The following is a 15,767-nucleotide window of genomic DNA, read 5'->3' as shown; positions in this document are numbered from 1 at the left end:
CCAACCCTGCTGAAGAGGTCAGACGACCGGTTCGGGGGCGCGGTCCGGGGCCCAGCAGCGGATGATGTCGCGGACCGAGACGATGCCCGCGGGCTCGCCCCGGTCCAGCACGACCAGGTGCCGGAAGCCGCCGTGCGTCATGGCGCTCGCGGCCTCGCGCAGGGTCCAGGCCGGGGCGGCGAAGACCACGGACGTGGTGGTGTGGGCCTGGGCGGACTCCGCGTCCGGGTCCTGGCCGAGGCCGACGGAGTTGAGGATGTCCCGTTCGGTGAGGATGCCGATGCCGCCCGCGTCCGGGTCGAGCACCACGGCGGCGCCGACCCGGCGGGCGGACATCAGGGCGGCGGCCTGGCGGAGGGTGTGGGCGGGGCCGATGGTGAGGACCACCGTGCTCATGGCGTCTCGGACGAGCGTGGGGGGTGATGCGGGGGCGGGAACGAGCATGGGCTTCAGCCACCTCCTGCGGAACCCGCGCCGCACAAGCACGGATTCACGAATTCACAAATGAGGGAGGCTTCAGAGTGACAGGTAAAAGGGAGGTCAACAAGGGGGCGCGCGAGGCGGGTTGAGGGCGCGCGGGCCGGACGGGTGCGCTCAGTCGCCGAGGCGCCCCAGCAGCGCGTCGTGCAGCAGGCCGTTGGAGGCCGCCGCGTTGCCGCTGTGCGGGCCGGGACGGCCGTCGAGGCCGGTGAAGGTGCCGCCCGCCTCGGTGACGATGATCGCGTTGGCCGCCATGTCCCACAGCGACAGCTCCGGTTCCGCGCACATGTCCACCGAGCCCTCCGCCACCATCATGTAGGGCCAGAAGTCGCCGTACGCACGCGTGCGCCACACCTCGCGGGACAGTTCCAGGAAGCCGTCGAGCCGGTCCCGTTCCTCCCAGCCGGTGAGCGAGGAGTAGGCGAAGGACGCGTCGGCCAGGTCGCTCACCCCGGAGGCGTGGATACGGTTCGCCGAGGTCAGGCTGCGGCCGGTGAAGGCGCCGTGGTCCTTCGCGGCCCACCAGCGGCGGCCCAGCGCGGGCGCCGAGACCAGGCCCACGACCGGGTGGAACCCGCCCGGGCCCGCCTCCATCAGCGAGATCAGGGTCGCCCACACCGGGACCCCGCGCACGTAGTTCTTGGTGCCGTCGATCGGGTCGATGACCCAGCGGCGCGGGCCGGAGCCCTCGGCGCCGTACTCCTCGCCGAGCACCGAGTCACGGGGGCGGGCGCGCTGGAGGTGGTTGCGGATCAGCTCCTCGGCGGCCTTGTCCGCCTCGCTGACCGGCGTCATGTCCGGTTTCGTCTCGACCTTCAGGTCGAGGGCCTTGAAGCGCTCCATGGTGGTCGCGTCGGCGGCGTCCGCGAGGACATGGGCGAGGCGCAGATCGTCGAGATAGTCCGGCATGTGACGACCGTATCGGCCACGGGCGTCCGGAAGCCACCAGGGGGAGCGCGGGCGCGGCGCACGGCGCGCCGGACGAACCACGCCCCCGGCACGCTCCCGGACCCTTGACAGCGCCGGTGCGCGAGTCAAATCTAAGCGCCACAGCTCGCCCCAGGGAGGCGAAGATGCCCGCAGCCCGCGAATCGCTGCTGGACGCCGCAGGCAGAGCGCTCGCCCACCGGCCGTGGTCGACGGTACGGATGGTCGACGTGGCCGCGGCCGCCGGAGTGTCCCGGCAGACGCTCTACAACGAGTTCGGCAGCAAGGACGGCCTGGCCAGGGCCCTGATGCGGCGCGAGGCCGACGGCTACCTCGCCGGGGTGGAACGCGCCCTCGCCACCCACGCCGACCCCCGCGACCGGCTCGCCGCCACCGCCGAGTGGACCGCCACCGCCGCCCGCGGCAACGCGCTGGTACGGGCCATGCTCACCGGAAGCTGGACCGAGCGGCTCCCCGAGCCCGCCCGCCCCGGTCTGCCCTCCACCTCCACCGTGCCCGCGCAGCGGCGGGCCGACGGGCCACTGCCCGCACCCGGGGACTTCCTGCGGATGGTGCGCGACCGGGCCGTGGCCGTCCTCGCCGCACCCGGCACCCCCGCGTCCGACACCGCGAGGCTGGCCTTCGCCTGCGAACTCGCCCTCCGCCTCGGCCTGTCCTGCGTGGCGGCACCGGCGGGCGAGGGCGGCACGGCGGCGCTGGTCCACCACGCCCTGCACCGGGAGCAGCTCTGACGGTCCGGCAACTCGGAGCAGCTCAGTGCGCCGACCCCGAGAGCTGGAGGCCGATCACCCCGACGATCACCAGGGAGATGGAGACGATCTTCAGGGTGGAGACCAGGTCACCGAGGAAGACCATGCCGTAGATCGCCGTGCCCGCCGCGCCGATGCCGGTCCACACCGCGTAGGCCGGACCGACGTCGAGCTTCCTCAGGGCCAGGGTCAGCAGGCCGAAGCTGCCGAGCGCGAAGGAGGCGAAGGCGATGGTCGGCCAGAGCCGGGTGAACCCGTGGGACAGCTTCAGGCACACGGCGAAACCGGTCTCCAGAAGCCCGGCGACGATGACCAGCAGCCACGCCATGCGCTGTCCTCCCGTAGGTCCGGATCCCCGGCTCGGTGCGATTATGCACTTACCGAGCCCGCGCCCCGGCAAACCACGCGAGCCTCAGTCGCCCTCCCGGCGCTCCCTCGTCGCCAGCAGCCGCCGCAGCGAGTACAGCCGGGCCTGGCGCGCGTGCCCCTCGGCCACCCAGGCGTCCAGCGCGCAGTCCGGCTCGTCGTGGCTGCACGCGCGCGGGCAGTCGGCCGTCCCCGGCACCAGGTCCGGGAAGGCGTTGATCACCCGCGAGGGGTCGATGTGCGCCAGCCCGAAGGACCGTACGCCCGGTGTGTCGACCACCCAGCCGGTGCCGTCGCCGAGGGGGAGCGCCAGCGCGGAGGTCGTGGTGTGCCGGCCCCGGCCGGTCACCGCGTTGACGTGTCCCGTCGTACGCCGGAGGTCCTTCGGCACCAGCGCGTTGACCAGGGTGGTCTTGCCGACGCCGGAGTGGCCGACGAACGCCGTTATCTTCCCGTCCAGTTGCTCGCGGACCCGGTCGGCCGCGTCGCCGTTCTCCAGCTCCTCGCGGCTGGTCACCACGTAGGGGATGTCCAGGTCGCCGTACAGCTCCAGCAGCTTGTCCGGGGAGGCCAGGTCCGACTTGGTCATGACCAGCAGGGGTTCCAGGCCGCCGTCGAAGGCCGCGACCAGGCAGCGGTCGATCAGCCGGGGGCGGGGCTCGGGGTCCGCCAGGGCGGTCACGATGGCGAGCTGGTCGGCGTTGGCCACCACGACCCGCTCGTAGGGGTCGTCGTCGTCGGCGGTGCGGCGCAGCAGGGAGGAGCGCTCCCCGATACGCACGATCCGCGCGAGGGTGTCCTTCTGGCCCGACAGGTCACCGACGATCGAGACCCGGTCGCCCACCACGGCCGCCTTGCGGCCCAGCTCGCGGGCCTTCATCGCGGTGATGGTCCGCCCGTCGACCAGGCAGGTCAGCCGGCCCCGGTCGACGGTGAGGACCATGCCCTCCGTCGCGTCCTCGTGCTTGGGCCGGATGTTGGTCCGCGGCCGGTTGCCCTTGCGGTTGGGACGCGTGCGGATGTCGTCCTCATCGGTGTGCTTGCCATAGCGGCGCATGATCGTCAGTCCGCCCGTCAGTTTCCGAGCATCCCGGCCCACAGCTCGGGGAAGTCCGGGAGGGTCTTCGCCGTCGTCGCCACGTTCTCGATCCGCACCCCCGGCACGGCCAGGCCGATGATCGCGCCCGCCGTCGCCATCCGGTGGTCGTCGTAGGTGTGGAACACGCCGCCGCGCAGCGGGCGCGGACGGATGTGCAGGCCGTCGGCGGTCTCGGTGACGTCGCCGCCGAGTTCGTTGATCTCCTTGGTGAGCGCGGCCAGCCGGTCCGTCTCGTGCAGCCGGAGGTGGGCCACGCCCCGCAGGGTCGACGGGGAGTCGGCGAGAGCCGCGACCGCGGCGATGCCGGGGGTCAGCTCGCCCACGTCACCCAGGTCCACGTCGATGCCGTGCACCGCGCCGGAACCGGAGAAGACCAGCCCGTACTCGGTCAGCTCGCAGGAGCCACCCATCTCGGTGAAGATCTCCCGCAGCCGGTCACCCGGCTGGGTGGTGCGCTCCGGCCAGTCCGGGATCGTCACCTTGCCGCCGGTGACCAGGGCGGCCGCCAGGAACGGCTGGGCGTTGGACAGGTCCGGCTCGATCGTCAGGTCCCGGCCCAGCAGCGCGCCCGGCGTCACCCGCCACACGTTCGGCTCACCGCCCGACTCCGGGGTGTCCACCTGGGCGCCGACCGCGCGCAGCATGTCCACCGTCATCCGGATGTGGGGGAGCGAGGGCAGGGTCGCGCCGGTGTGGCGGACCTCCACGCCCTGGTTGAAGCGCGGCGCGGACAGCAGCAGCGCGGAGACGAACTGGGACGACGAGGACGCGTCGACCGCCACCGGCCCGCCCTCAAGCGCCCCGCCCCCGTGCACGGTCAGCGGGAGCGCGCCCCGGCCGTCGTCGTCGATCCGGGCGCCCAGCACGCGCAGCGCGTCGATCACGCCGTGCAGCGGGCGCTCGTAGGAGCGGGGGTCGCCGTCGAAGCGGACCGGGCCGTCGGCCAGCGCGGCGACCGGCGGCAGGAAGCGCATGACCGTGCCCGCGTTGCCGACGTCCACCGTGGCCGGACCGCGCAGCCCCGTCGGCAGCACCCGCCACGCCTCGCCGGAGCCGTCCGGGCCGACGCCCTCCTCGATCTCCACGCCCATCGCGCGCAGCGCCCCGGCCATCAGCAAGGTGTCCCGCGACCGCAGCGGACGGCGCAGCCAGCCCGGCTCGGAGGCGAGGGTGGCGAGCACCAGGGCCCGGTTGGTGACCGATTTGGAACCGGGCACGTGGACCGTCGCGTCGACGGCTCCGGTCGCGTGCGGGGCGGGCCAGAGGGCGGTATGAGCGGGGTTCACGGTCATGCGCCCCACTTTAGTGGCTGGGACCGCACCCAGATCTTGATCGAACCCGCCCGAGGCGGCTCAGAGCCGCAGCAGCCACTGCCCGCCGCCGATCAGCGAGCACAGCGACACCGCGTGGAACAGGAACAGCCACAGCCCGGCCGGCACATGGGTGAGCCGGGACAACTGGTCCGCGTCCGAGTCCCCGGCGCCGCCGCGCCTGCGCTTGGCCTGCAGCTCGAAGGGCGGACGCACCCCGCCCAGCAGCAGGAACCACACCACCGCGTACGCGAACGCCGCCTGCACCTGCGGTCCCGCCAGCCAGGACACCAGCAGGAAGGCCCCGCCGGTCAGCACCACGGTCAGCACCCCGTACGCGTTGCGGATCATCACCAGCATCGCCAGCAGCAGGGCGGTCGCCACCCACAGCAGCAGGGTGATGCGCCCGGCGGCCAGCAGCGCGGCCCCGCCGAGCCCGAGCAGCGAGGGCGCGGTGTAGCCCGCGGCGGCCGTCAGGATCATGCCGAGCCCGTACGGCTTGCCCCGGCTGACCGTGAGGCCGCTGGTGTCGGAGTGCAGCCGTATCCCGGTCAGCTTCCGGCCGGTCACGAGCGCGATCAGCCCGTGGCCGCCCTCGTGCGCGATGGTGATCGCGTTCCGGGCCACCCGCCACACCGGGTGCGGGGCGACCACGGCGAGCGCGGCGGCCAGGGTGGCGAGGACCACCCACAGGTCGGGACCGGGCTGGGTGCCGCTGAGCCGGCCCCAGAGGTCGGGCAGCGCGGTGGTCGTGTTGCTGTCCATGTCTGCGGGTGGCTCCCTGTCGTCGGACGGACTCTGGCACTGTGGCTGGTATGTGCGGACGGTATGCGGCCAGTCGTAGCCCAGAGGATCTCGCGGGAGTCTTCGGGATCGAGGTGGGGGTCCCCCCTGCCCCGGCGGAAGGGGGCGACCGGGCCCCGGAACCCGAGGAGACCCTGGCGCCGGACTACAACGTGGCCCCGACCAAGGAGGTCTACGCGGTCCTGGACCGTCCGCTGAAAGACGCCGCCGACCGACGTCCGGTTCGCCAGTTGCGCCGGCTGAAATGGGGACTGGTGCCGTCCTGGGCCAAGACCCCCGAGGGCGCCGCCCGGATGATCAACGCCCGCGCCGAGACCGTGCACGAGAAGCCGGCCTACCGCCGCGCCTTCGCCGCCCGCCGCTGCATCCTGCCCGCCGACGGCTACTACGAGTGGGTCACCGGCGAGCAGGAGCGCGACCTGGAGGTCGAGGGCAAGAAGAAGCGGCCGCGCAAGCAGCCGTACTTCGTGCTCCCCGCCGACGGCTCGGTGTTCGCCATGGCCGGGCTGTACGAGTTCTGGCGCGACCGCACCCTGCCCGACGACCACCCCGGCGCCTGGTGGGCGACCTGCTCGGTGATCACCACCGAGGCCGAGCAGGGCCCGCTGGCCGTCGCCCCCGCCGAGGGCCCCGGCTCGCTCGCCGACATCCACCCCCGGATGCCCCTGATGCTCACCCCGGACCGCTGGGACGCCTGGCTGGACCCCGCGCGCACCGACCCCGAGGAGCTGCGGGAGCTGCTGGCCCCGCCGCCCGAGGGCCTGATGCGGGCCTACCCGGTGCCGACGGCAGTCAGCAACGTCCGCAACAACGGACCGGAGCTGCTGAAGGAGCTGGAGGGGCCCGAGGAGGGCACACTGTTCTGACGTGACCTCCAGCATGATCGAGACCGTCGAGACCGAGGCCGGGACCGCCCGCGTCACCTGGCACCCCGCCGAGAACCCCCGCCTGGTCCTGGCCGTGAGCCACGGTGCCGGAGGCGGCATCGATGCCCGCGACCTCCAGGCGCTCGCCGCCGCCCTGCCCGCGCACGGGGTGAGCGTCGCCCTGGTCGAACAGCCCTGGCGGGTGGCCGGGCGCAAGGTCGCCCCCGCGCCGAAGACGCTGGACACCGGCTGGCGGGGGCTGTGGCCGGCGCTGACCCGGCCCGGCCTGCCGGTGATCTCCGGCGGCCGCAGCGCGGGCGCCCGTGTCGCCTGCCGCACCGCCACCGAACTCGGCGCCCGGGCGGTGCTCGCGCTGAGCTTCCCGCTGCACCCGCCGGGCAAGCCCGAGAAGTCCCGGGCCGCCGAGCTGCTCGGCGCCGGGGTGCCCACACTCGTCGTCCAGGGCGGGAACGACCCCTTCGGCCGTCCCGGGGAGTTCCCCGAGGACGGCTTCGAACTCGTCGAGGTGCCCTACGGCGACCACTCCTTCGCGGTGCCCAAGCGGGCCGCCGTGACCCAGGAGGCCGCGCTTCGGACCGTGACGGACGCCGTCACCAGGTGGGCCGCGTCACTCGGGTGACCCTCGGGAATGCCGGACGGGGCACCGCTGTTGTGGCGGACAGAAGTACTGGAGCGCCGGGAGGCGTCGTCGCGGGAGAGGAAGTCAGCCGCATGGGTTCGACCGCATGTCCGAGTCGCAGCAGCCGTACTGACCTGGACTGGACGGTGCTGCACGCGGCCAAGACCGCTCCGATTCGAGCGGCGGCGGGTACGGGTCGTGTTCTATCCTCCGAAACGAGTGGGGCCGGTTTCGGCCTCGCGCGGGAACTTGAGGAGGTGGGTCCGGTCACTGGGACCGACGCAGGGGCCGGCAGCGGCCAGGCGGAGCAGCCCGAGGGCCAGGGCGCGAGCGCGGGGACGGGCGCTGAGAGCAGCACGGAGCGCAGCGCGCGCTTCGAGCGGGACGCGCTCGAATTCCTCGACCAGATGTATTCGGCCGCGCTGCGCATGACGCGCAACCCGGCCGACGCCGAGGACCTGGTGCAGGAGACGTATGCCAAGGCGTACGCCTCGTTCCACCAGTTCCGTGAAGGCACCAACCTCAAGGCGTGGCTGTACCGGATTCTCACCAACACCTTCATCAACTCGTACCGCAAGAAGCAGCGCGAACCCCAGCGCAGCGCGGCCGAGGAGATCGAGGACTGGCAGCTCGCGCGTGCCGAGTCGCACATGTCGACGGGGCTGCGCTCCGCCGAGTCCCAGGCGCTGGACCACCTGCCGGACTCGGACGTGAAGTCGGCGCTCCAGTCGATCCCCGAGGAGTTCCGCATCGCCGTCTACCTCGCGGACGTAGAGGGCTTTGCGTACAAGGAGATCGCGGACATCATGGGGACACCCATCGGTACGGTGATGTCCCGGCTGCACCGGGGCCGCCGTCAACTGCGCGGCATGCTGGAGGACTACGCGCGCGAGCGCGGACTGGTCCCCGCGGGCGCCGGAGAGTCGAACGAAGCGAAAGGCTCGGGCTCATGAGCTGCGGAGAGCCGCACGAGACGGACTGCAGTGAGGTCCTCGACCATCTGTACGAGTTCCTCGACAGCGAGATGCCGGACGTCGACCGCGACAAGTTCCAGCACCACTTCGAGGAATGCCACCCGTGCCTGGAGAAGTACGGTCTGGAGCAGGCCGTCAAGAAGCTGGTCAAGCGGTGCTGCGGACATGACGACGTCCCCGCCGACCTGCGTGCCAAGGTCATGGGCCGGATCGAGCTGATCCGCTCCGGCGGTACCGTCCCCGAGCATGACGTGACCGCGGCCGCCCGCGAGAGCTGACCGCCGCTTCCGTCACCCGAACGTGCTAATCCCACCGGACCAGCCCCCGCTCTCCCCGTGTCCCGTCCTACGCTCCACCCGGACGGGGCACGGTCGGGGAGGGCGTCATGGAGGCGGTTCCGGCAAGGGCACGGGTCTGTGTGGCCGGCGCCGCCCTGCTCGCCGCGCTCTGCGCACTGCCCGCCCTCACCGGCCACACGACGTGGGGCGCCCTCGGACTCGTCGCGGCGCTCTACGCGCTCTGTGACCAGGTCGTCCGCCGCCGGTTCGGCGGCACCTTCTACCCCGTCCTGCTCGCCGGCGCCTTCCTGCTGACCCCGGCCGCCGCAGCGCTGGTCCCGCTGCCCGCCGCCCTGCTCTCCCCGGTCGAGCACGCGCCGTCCCTCCCGCGCCGCGTCTGGCGCGCCGCCCGGCCCGCGCTCGCCGTCTGGGCCGCCGCCCAGGTGCACCACGCGCTCGACGGCAGCGCCGCCGTCGCCGCCTCCGTCTTCCCGTACGCGCTGCTGCCCGCCGGGGCCGCCGTGCTCGCCTTCTGCCTGGTGCTCACCCTGCTCGACGGCGCCATGCACGCCGCCGCCGACCGCGTCCCGCTGCGCCGGGCCTGGCGCGGGCTGTTCACCCGCTCCCTCGCCCCCGTCGCCGTGCACGGCCTGGCCGGACTGATGACCGCCGTGCTGTGGCGCAGCCCCTACGGGCCGGTCGCCGCCCTGCTGGTGCTGCTGCCGATGGGCGTCTCCTGCTGGGTGTTCGCCCAGTACCACCGCGAACGCGCCGCCCACCAGGCCACCATCCGCGCCCTCGTCCAGGCCGTCGACATCAAGGACGGCTACACCCGGGGCCACAGCGAGCGCGTCGGGCGGGCGTCGGTGATGATCGCCCGGCAGCTCGGCCTGGACGACGAGCGCGTGGAGGTGCTGCGCTTCGCGGGCATCCTGCACGACGTCGGCAAGCTCGGCGTCCCCACCCGGCTGCTGCGCAAGGACGGCCCGCTCACCCCCGAGGAACGCCGGATCATCGAACTCCACCCCGAGTACGGCCACGAGATGACGCGCGGCATCTCCTTCCTCGGGGAGGCCCGCGCGGCGATCCTGCACCACCACGAACGCCTCGACGGCAGCGGCTACCCCTACGGGCTCGCCGGTACCCAGATCCCCGAGTGCGCCCGCGTGGTCGCCGTCGCCGACGCCTTCGACGCCATGACCTCCACCCGCTCCTACAGCCGGGCCCGCCCGGTCGAGGTCGCCGTCGCCGAGCTGGAGCGGTGCGCGGGCGCCCAGTTCGACCCCCGGATGGTCGGCGCGCTCGCCGCCGCCCTGCGCCTCCACGGCTGGCGGCCCGAGGTCACCGCCGACGAACCCGCCCCCGGCGCCCCGCCCCGCCAGCGCACCCACGGCCGCACCACCGGAGCCCATCGGTGACCGCCCGCCGCCTGATCCACGGCGCCGCCGCCCTCGTCGCCGTGATCGCGTTCGGCGCCACCCTCTGGACCGGCGTCGACGGCCGGGGCACCGCGCTCGCCTTCGGTGTCCTCATAGCCGTCGGCGAACTCACCCGCTGGAAGGGCGGCGGCTCCCGCCGCGCCGCACCGCTCGGCACCGCGGGCTCCCTCTCGTACGCCCTGCTCGGCGCCGACGCCGGACACCCCGCCCGGCACGGCGCCGGCCAGATCGTCACCGTGGTGCTCGTCGCCTCCCTGCTCGGTGGCGTTCCCCACATCTGGCGCGGAAGCAGCCCCACGCTCGACCACCTCGCCCGCCGCGTCCTCACCGTCGGCTTCGCCGCCGTCTGCTTCCAGCCCCTGTACAGCCGGGGCGTGTTCGAGCAGTGGGACGGCTCCGCCTACGCCCTGCTGCTCGTCGCGCTGCTCGTCCTGACCGCGCTGTGCGACGCCGTACTGGCCGCCGCGCTCGCCCGCTCCCGCACCGCCTGGCCCTTCGGCCCGCTGCTGCGCGAGGAGCTGCGCGGGCTGCTCGGCATCGGCTCCGCCGTCTGCGCCACCGGCGCGGTGATGGCGCTCGCGGTCGCCGTCGCCGGCCTCTGGGCGCTGCCGGTGTTCTGCCTCCCGCTGCTGCTCACCCAGTTGTCGCTGCGCCGGTACGCGGCCGTGCGCGCCACCTACCGGCAGACCATCACCTCCCTGGCCCGCGCCACCGAGATCGCCGGGTACACCCCGGCCGGCCACGCTCGCCGGGTCGCCGCCCTCAGCCTCGCGGTGGGCCGGGACCTCGGGCTCACCGGCACCGAGCTGACCGTGCTGGAGCACGCGGCGCTGATGCACGACATCGGCCAGCTCAGCCTGGTCGACCCGGTCCACGCGGGCGCCACCGCCGGGCTGCCCGGCGAGGAGCAGCGCCGCATCGCCCTGCTCGGCGGGGCCGTGGTCCGGCAGACCGGGGTGGCCGCCGCCGTCGCCGTGGTCGTGGAGCGGCAGGCCGACCCCTACCGGGACCAGCCGGTCGCCGCCCGCATCGTGCGCGCGGTCAACGCCTACGAGGAGAAGTCCCGCGACGCCGGGGTCGAGGGCCCGCTGCGCGCGCTGGAGGAACTGCGGCTGGCCACGGCCGGGGACTACGCCCCCGAGGTGGTGGAATCACTGGCGCGGGTGCTGTCCCGCGACTGTCTGACCTTGCCGGTTGCTGGGTAACCGATGGGTAATGAGCGCCTCTCCCACGTGACGTGGTTGGATGCGAGGGAGAGGCAGTCCGGGGGCAAAAGCCAGCCCACTGAGCGGAACGGAACTGGCAGGCGGGAATCGTGAGGATCTTCGGCAAGGTACGGAACCGGCCCTCCGCCTCCTGGCGGCAGGCCACCGACCGGGCGTTCACGCTCATCGGCGACGGCCGGTACGAGGACGCGGGCGAACTGCTGACCCGCGCCGCCGATCTGGAGCCCTGGCTCGCCGAGTCCTGGTTCAACCTGGCCCTGCTGCACAAGTTCCGGCACGACTGGGAACAGGCCCGCGCCGCCGGGCTGCGCGCGGTGGCCCTGCTGGACCGGGAGACCGGCGCGCCCGACTGGTGGAACGTCGGCATCGCCGCCACCGCCCTCCAGGACTGGCCGCTGGCCCGTCGTGCCTGGCAGGCGTACGGGCTGAAGGTGCCCGGCGGCGCCACCGCGCTCGGCGAGCCGCTCGGCATGGAGCTGGGCAGCGCCGCCGTACGGCTTTCGCCGGAGGGCGAGGCCGAGGTGGTCTGGGGCCGTCGGCTGGACCCGGCGCGGATCGAGGTGCTGTCCATCCCGCTGCCCTCCTCCGGGCGGCGCTGGGGCGAGGTCGTCCTGCACGACGGGGTCCCGCACGGCGAGCGCACCACGTCCACCGGGCACTCCTATCCGGTCTTCGACGAGATCGAGCTGTGGGCGCCCTCACCCGTGCCGACCTGGGTGGTGCTGCTGGAGGCGGCGACCGAGGCGGACCGGGACGCGCTGGAGCAGTTGGCCGCCGACGCGGGGTTCGCGGCGGAGGACTGGTCCTCTTCCGTGCGGCTGCTGTGCCGGATGTGTTCGGAGTCGCGGATGCCGTCCGACGAGGGGGAGGGTGTGCATCTCGATCCCCACGATCACAGTGAGCCCGGTCATCCCGGTCCGCTGGGGCACCGGACGGACGGGCAGCTCTGGGTGCCCGAGCGGGAGTGCGGGATCGCCGCGCCGGCTTCGCTGGTCCGGGGGTTGCTGGACGGGTGGGTCGCCGACAGCCCGGACTCGCGGGACTGGCGGGATCTCGAAGAGGTGTGTTGATCGCCGCTGACCGGTGCCGGCCCGTCGTGGCTGGTCGTGCCCACGCGCGGCGGAGCCGCATGAAGGACACGGACCCGCGCCCCTACAGGGCGCGCCCACGTACCCTGTATCCGCTAGTCCCCCCATGTTTGTTTTGAGGAAGGCGTCACTCGGTCATGGCTCAGCAGGACACCGATCAGCAGCACGTGGGCGTGCTCCCCGTCGATGACGAGGGCTATGTCGTCGACACGGAGGACTGCGAGGAGCGCGAGACCGGCTGGCGCGAGCGCGGGACCTCGCGGCCGATCACGGTCGTCGGGAACCCGGTGCTGCACAAGGAGTGCGCGGACGTCACCGAGTTCGGCCCCGAGCTGGAGCGACTGGTCGCGGACATGTTCGCCAGCCAGCGCACCGCCGAGGGTGTGGGCCTGGCCGCCAACCAGATCGGCGTGAGCCAGAAGGTCTTCGTCTACGACTGCCCGGACGACGACGGCGTGCGCCACACCGGCGTGGTCTGCAACCCCAAGCTGGTCGAACTGCCCGCCGCCGCCCGCCGCCTGGACGACAGCAACGAGGGCTGCCTGTCCGTGCCCACCGCGTACGCGCCGCTCGCGCGCCCCGATTACGCCGAGGTGACCGGGCAGGACGAGAAGGGCAACCCCATCAAGGTGCGCGGCACCGGCTACTTCGCCCGCTGCCTCCAGCACGAGACCGACCACCTGTACGGCTACCTCTACATCGACCGCCTCTCCAAGCGGGACCGCAAGGACGCGCTGCGGCAGATGGCCGAGAACGAACCGCGCTACGACGTGGTCGCCAACGACTGACGGGCCCGCGCGGAACCAGCGCCACCGCACCGAACAGCCACGACGCCCGGCCGGAGACCATTCCGGCCGGGCGTCGTGGCTGTTCGTTCATCTGTTCGCCGAAAGAATCCCGGCGACTTGGGGTAGTGAAAGGAGCAAATCCGTTCCCCAGACGGTCAGTTGTAGTGCTGAATAGGGGTGCGGGGATACGCAACGGCGCACGCCCGGCACGGCAAGGAGGGGCGTGTGCTCCTGGCGGTCGAGAGGGGACTGTTCGTGCATGCTTTCTCACGCGGCACCACATCGGCGACAGCGGTCGCGGTTCCACCGTCCCTCGCGCTCCCGGTGATCGAGGACGCCTTTCCCCGGCGGCTGCACCCGTATTGGCCGAGGCTCCAGGAGAACACCCGGCGGTGGCTGCTGGAAAAACGGCTGATGTCCCCGGACAAGGTCCGCGAGTACGCCGACAACCTGTGCTACACGGATCTGATGGCCGGCTACTACCTGGGCGCCCCCGACGACGTCCTCCAGGCCATAGCCGACTACAGCGCGTGGTTCTTCGTCTGGGACGACCGGCACGACCGTGACATCGTGCACGGCCGGCCCGGGGACTGGCGGCGGCTGCGGCAGCGTCTCCATACGGCGCTCGACGCACCCGAGGACCATCTGCACCACCCGGACGCGCTGGTGGCCGCTTTCGCGGACAGCGTGCTGCGGCTCTACGCGTTCCTGCCGCCCGCCTGGAACCAGCGGTTCGCCCGGCACTTCCACGAGGTGATCGAGGCGTACGACCGTGAGTTCTGCAACCGTGTGGCGGGCCGGGTGCCCGGTGTCGAGGAGTACCTCGCGCTCAGGCGGCTCACCTTCGCGCACTGGATATGGACCGACCTCCTGGAACCGAGTGCCGGATGCCAACTCCCGGACGCGGTAAGGAAGAACCCGGCATTTCGGCGCGCGGCTCTGCTGAGCCAGGAATTCGCCGCCTGGTACAACGACCTGTGCTCGCTGCCGAAGGAGATAGCGGGCGACGAGGTGCACAATCTCGGAATAAGTCTCATCACCCATTCCGGGCTCACCCTCGAAGAAGCCGTCGAGGAACTCAGGCGGCGCATCGAGAAATGCATCGCTGAATTCATCGAAGCCGAGCGCGAGGCAATGGACTTCGCCGGAGAACTCGACGACGGCACCGTGCGCGGAAAGGAACTGAGCGCCGCCGTGCGGACCTGCGTCGGCAATATGCGGAACTGGTTCAGCACCGTCTACTGGTTCCACCACGAGTCAGGCCGCTACATGGTCGACACCTGGGAGGACCGGTCCACACCCCCGTACGTCAACAACGAAGCGGCAGGTGAGAAATGACCGTCGACGCCGTCAATCCCGAGACGCGGGAAGTGGCCGATCTGGAGGAGCCGCCCCTAGCCGGGGGCGGCGTTCCGGTGCTCGGGCACGGCCTGAAACTGGCCCGCGACCCGCTCGCGTTCATGTCCCAACTGCGCGACCACGGCGACGTGGTGCGCCTGAAGCTCGGCCCCAAGACGGTGTACGCCGTCACCGCGCCGGCGCTCACCGGCGCACTCGCGCTGAGCCCCGACTACAAGATCGACGGACCGGTGTGGGAGTCGCTGGAGGGGCTCCTCGGCAAGCAGGGCGTGGCCACCGCCAACGGCCCGCTGCACCGGCGGCAGCGGCGCACCATCCAGCCCGCGTTCCGGCTCGCCGCGATCCCCGCCTACGGGCCGATCATGGAGGAGGAGGCGCACGCCCTCACCGAGCGCTGGCGGCCCGGCGAGCCCATCGACGCCACCTCCGAGTCCTTCCGGGTCGCGGTGCGCATCGCGGCCCGCTGCCTGCTGCGCGGCCAGTACATGGACGAGTGCGCGGAACGGCTCAGCACCGACCTCGCCACCGTCTTCCGGGGCATGTACCGGCGCATGGTGCTGCCGCTGGGACCGCTGTACCGGCTGCCGTTCCCGTCCAACCGCGAATTCAACCGGGCACTGGCCGATCTGCATCTGCTGGTGGACGAGATCGTCACCGAGCGGAGGGCATCCGGTCAAAAGCCGGACGATTTGCTGACGGCTTTGCTGGAGGCGAAGGACGACAATGGCGACCCCATCAGCGAACAGGAGATCCACGACCAGGTCGTCGCCATACTCACCCCCGGAAGCGAGACAATCGCCTCCACGATCATGTGGCTCCTGCAGATCCTCGCGGACCATCCCGAGCACGCGGAGAAGGTGCGCGCGGAAGTTGAATCGGTAACCGGCGGCGCGCCGATCGCATTCGAGCACGTGCGCAAGCTGAGTCACACCAACAATGTCGTCGTCGAGGCCCTCCGACTGCGCCCCGCCGTATGGATATTGACGCGCCGCGCGCTCACCGACACGGCACTCGGCGCCTATCGCATTCCGGCCGGGGCGGACATCATCTACAGCCCCTACGCGATTCAGCGCGATGCCCGCTCCTACGCCCGCCACCTCGACTTCGACCCCGACCGGTGGCTGCCGGAGCGGGCCGAGGAGGTGCCGAAATACGCCATGAGCCCCTTCAGCGTCGGCAACCGCAAATGCCCCAGTGATCACTTCTCCATGGCCCAACTGAGCCTGATCGTGGCGGCGATATCCGCGAAGTACCGGTTCCGTCAGGTCGAGGACTCGGACGCGGCCACCCGCGTGGGCATCACCCTGCGCCCGCACCGGCTGCTGGTCGAGCCCCTGGAGTGGTGAGGAGCAG

General features: G+C 72.3%; 17 protein-coding genes. 11 read left to right on the top strand and 6 right to left on the bottom strand.

What is annotated here, in order from left to right; genetic code table 11:
• Positions 1-18: 18 nt before the first annotated feature.
• Together OG448_RS10270 and hisN are read right to left on the bottom strand one after the other, a co-directional pair.
• Positions 19-396: a cyclic nucleotide-binding/CBS domain-containing protein gene (locus OG448_RS10270; protein ID WP_405552958.1), complete on the bottom strand. Its 378-nt coding sequence runs from the start codon at positions 394-396 to the stop codon at positions 19-21.
• Between the two features lie 198 nt (positions 397-594).
• Positions 595-1,389 carry a histidinol-phosphatase gene (gene hisN, locus OG448_RS10265; protein ID WP_405552957.1) on the bottom strand — a complete coding sequence of 265 codons (795 nt, stop codon included), beginning with the start codon at positions 1,387-1,389 and terminating at the stop codon, positions 595-597.
• A gap of 164 nt (positions 1,390-1,553) precedes the next feature.
• Between hisN and OG448_RS10260 the strand changes: the two genes are divergently transcribed.
• Entirely contained in the window at positions 1,554-2,159 is a 606-nt protein-coding gene (locus OG448_RS10260) for a TetR/AcrR family transcriptional regulator (protein WP_405552955.1), read from the top strand.
• Positions 2,160-2,181: 22 nt separating this feature from the next.
• On the opposite strand, the gene OG448_RS10255 is transcribed toward OG448_RS10260, so the two are convergent.
• The 4 genes from OG448_RS10255 to OG448_RS10240 form a co-directional block, all read right to left on the bottom strand.
• The gene (locus OG448_RS10255) at positions 2,182-2,505 is read right to left on the bottom strand and encodes a multidrug efflux SMR transporter (RefSeq protein ID WP_030807407.1); all 324 of its coding nucleotides are present in this window, start codon (positions 2,503-2,505) and stop codon (positions 2,182-2,184) included.
• Positions 2,506-2,589: 84 nt separating this feature from the next.
• A complete protein-coding gene (rsgA, locus tag OG448_RS10250; protein WP_391294580.1) occupies positions 2,590-3,600 on the bottom strand; it encodes a ribosome small subunit-dependent GTPase A in 1,011 nt (336 codons plus the stop codon).
• A 17-nt stretch (positions 3,601-3,617) separates the two neighbouring features.
• Positions 3,618-4,934 (bottom strand): 3-phosphoshikimate 1-carboxyvinyltransferase, encoded by a 1,317-nt coding sequence (aroA, locus tag OG448_RS10245; protein ID WP_405552952.1) that lies wholly within the window; start codon positions 4,932-4,934, stop codon positions 3,618-3,620.
• A gap of 60 nt (positions 4,935-4,994) precedes the next feature.
• Positions 4,995-5,717, bottom strand: a complete 723-nt coding sequence (locus OG448_RS10240) for a M50 family metallopeptidase (protein WP_364814758.1) — start codon at positions 5,715-5,717, stop codon at positions 4,995-4,997.
• Between the two features lie 50 nt (positions 5,718-5,767).
• Here OG448_RS10240 and OG448_RS10235 point away from each other — a divergent pair, with 50 nt between their 5' ends.
• The 10 genes from OG448_RS10235 to OG448_RS10190 all read left to right on the top strand — a co-directional run bounded on the left by OG448_RS10235 (position 5,768) and on the right by OG448_RS10190 (position 15,760).
• Entirely contained in the window at positions 5,768-6,622 is an 855-nt protein-coding gene (locus tag OG448_RS10235; protein WP_405552950.1) for an SOS response-associated peptidase, read from the top strand.
• 13 nt (positions 6,623-6,635) lie between these two features.
• Complete coding sequence (locus OG448_RS10230; protein ID WP_405558748.1) at positions 6,636-7,262, top strand: alpha/beta family hydrolase; 627 nt, start codon at positions 6,636-6,638, stop codon at positions 7,260-7,262.
• Between the two features lie 257 nt (positions 7,263-7,519).
• A complete protein-coding gene (gene sigR / locus OG448_RS10225; RefSeq protein WP_401125347.1) occupies positions 7,520-8,215 on the top strand; it encodes an RNA polymerase sigma factor SigR in 696 nt (231 codons plus the stop codon).
• Positions 8,212-8,514, top strand: a complete 303-nt coding sequence (rsrA, locus tag OG448_RS10220) for a mycothiol system anti-sigma-R factor (protein WP_030807430.1) — start codon at positions 8,212-8,214, stop codon at positions 8,512-8,514. The genes sigR and rsrA overlap by 4 nt, the downstream gene beginning before the upstream one ends.
• A gap of 107 nt (positions 8,515-8,621) precedes the next feature.
• A complete protein-coding gene (locus tag OG448_RS10215) occupies positions 8,622-9,932 on the top strand; it encodes an HD-GYP domain-containing protein (RefSeq protein WP_405552947.1) in 1,311 nt (436 codons plus the stop codon).
• Positions 9,929-11,158, top strand: coding sequence for an HD-GYP domain-containing protein (locus OG448_RS10210; protein WP_405552945.1), 1,230 nt, complete (start codon positions 9,929-9,931; stop codon positions 11,156-11,158). The genes OG448_RS10215 and OG448_RS10210 overlap by 4 nt, the downstream gene beginning before the upstream one ends.
• 110 nt (positions 11,159-11,268) lie before the next feature.
• Positions 11,269-12,249 carry a hypothetical protein gene (locus OG448_RS10205; RefSeq protein ID WP_030807439.1) on the top strand — a complete coding sequence of 327 codons (981 nt, stop codon included), beginning with the start codon at positions 11,269-11,271 and terminating at the stop codon, positions 12,247-12,249.
• Between the two features lie 155 nt (positions 12,250-12,404).
• A complete protein-coding gene (gene def / locus OG448_RS10200) occupies positions 12,405-13,055 on the top strand; it encodes a peptide deformylase (RefSeq protein ID WP_405552944.1) in 651 nt (216 codons plus the stop codon).
• A 255-nt stretch (positions 13,056-13,310) separates the two neighbouring features.
• Positions 13,311-14,393 carry an epi-isozizaene synthase gene (cyc1, locus tag OG448_RS10195; protein WP_405552942.1) on the top strand — a complete coding sequence of 361 codons (1,083 nt, stop codon included), beginning with the start codon at positions 13,311-13,313 and terminating at the stop codon, positions 14,391-14,393.
• Complete coding sequence (locus tag OG448_RS10190) at positions 14,390-15,760, top strand: cytochrome P450 (protein WP_405552941.1); 1,371 nt, start codon at positions 14,390-14,392, stop codon at positions 15,758-15,760. Before cyc1 ends, OG448_RS10190 begins: the two co-directional genes overlap by 4 nt.
• The last annotated feature ends 7 nt before the right edge of the window (positions 15,761-15,767 follow it).

The organism is Streptomyces sp. NBC_01171, from assembly GCF_045039805.1.
GTDB lineage: Bacteria > Actinomycetota > Actinomycetes > Streptomycetales > Streptomycetaceae > Streptomyces.
The sequence above is the reverse complement of the archived record's forward strand: the minus strand, read 5'-3'. Positions and strand labels throughout refer to the sequence as shown.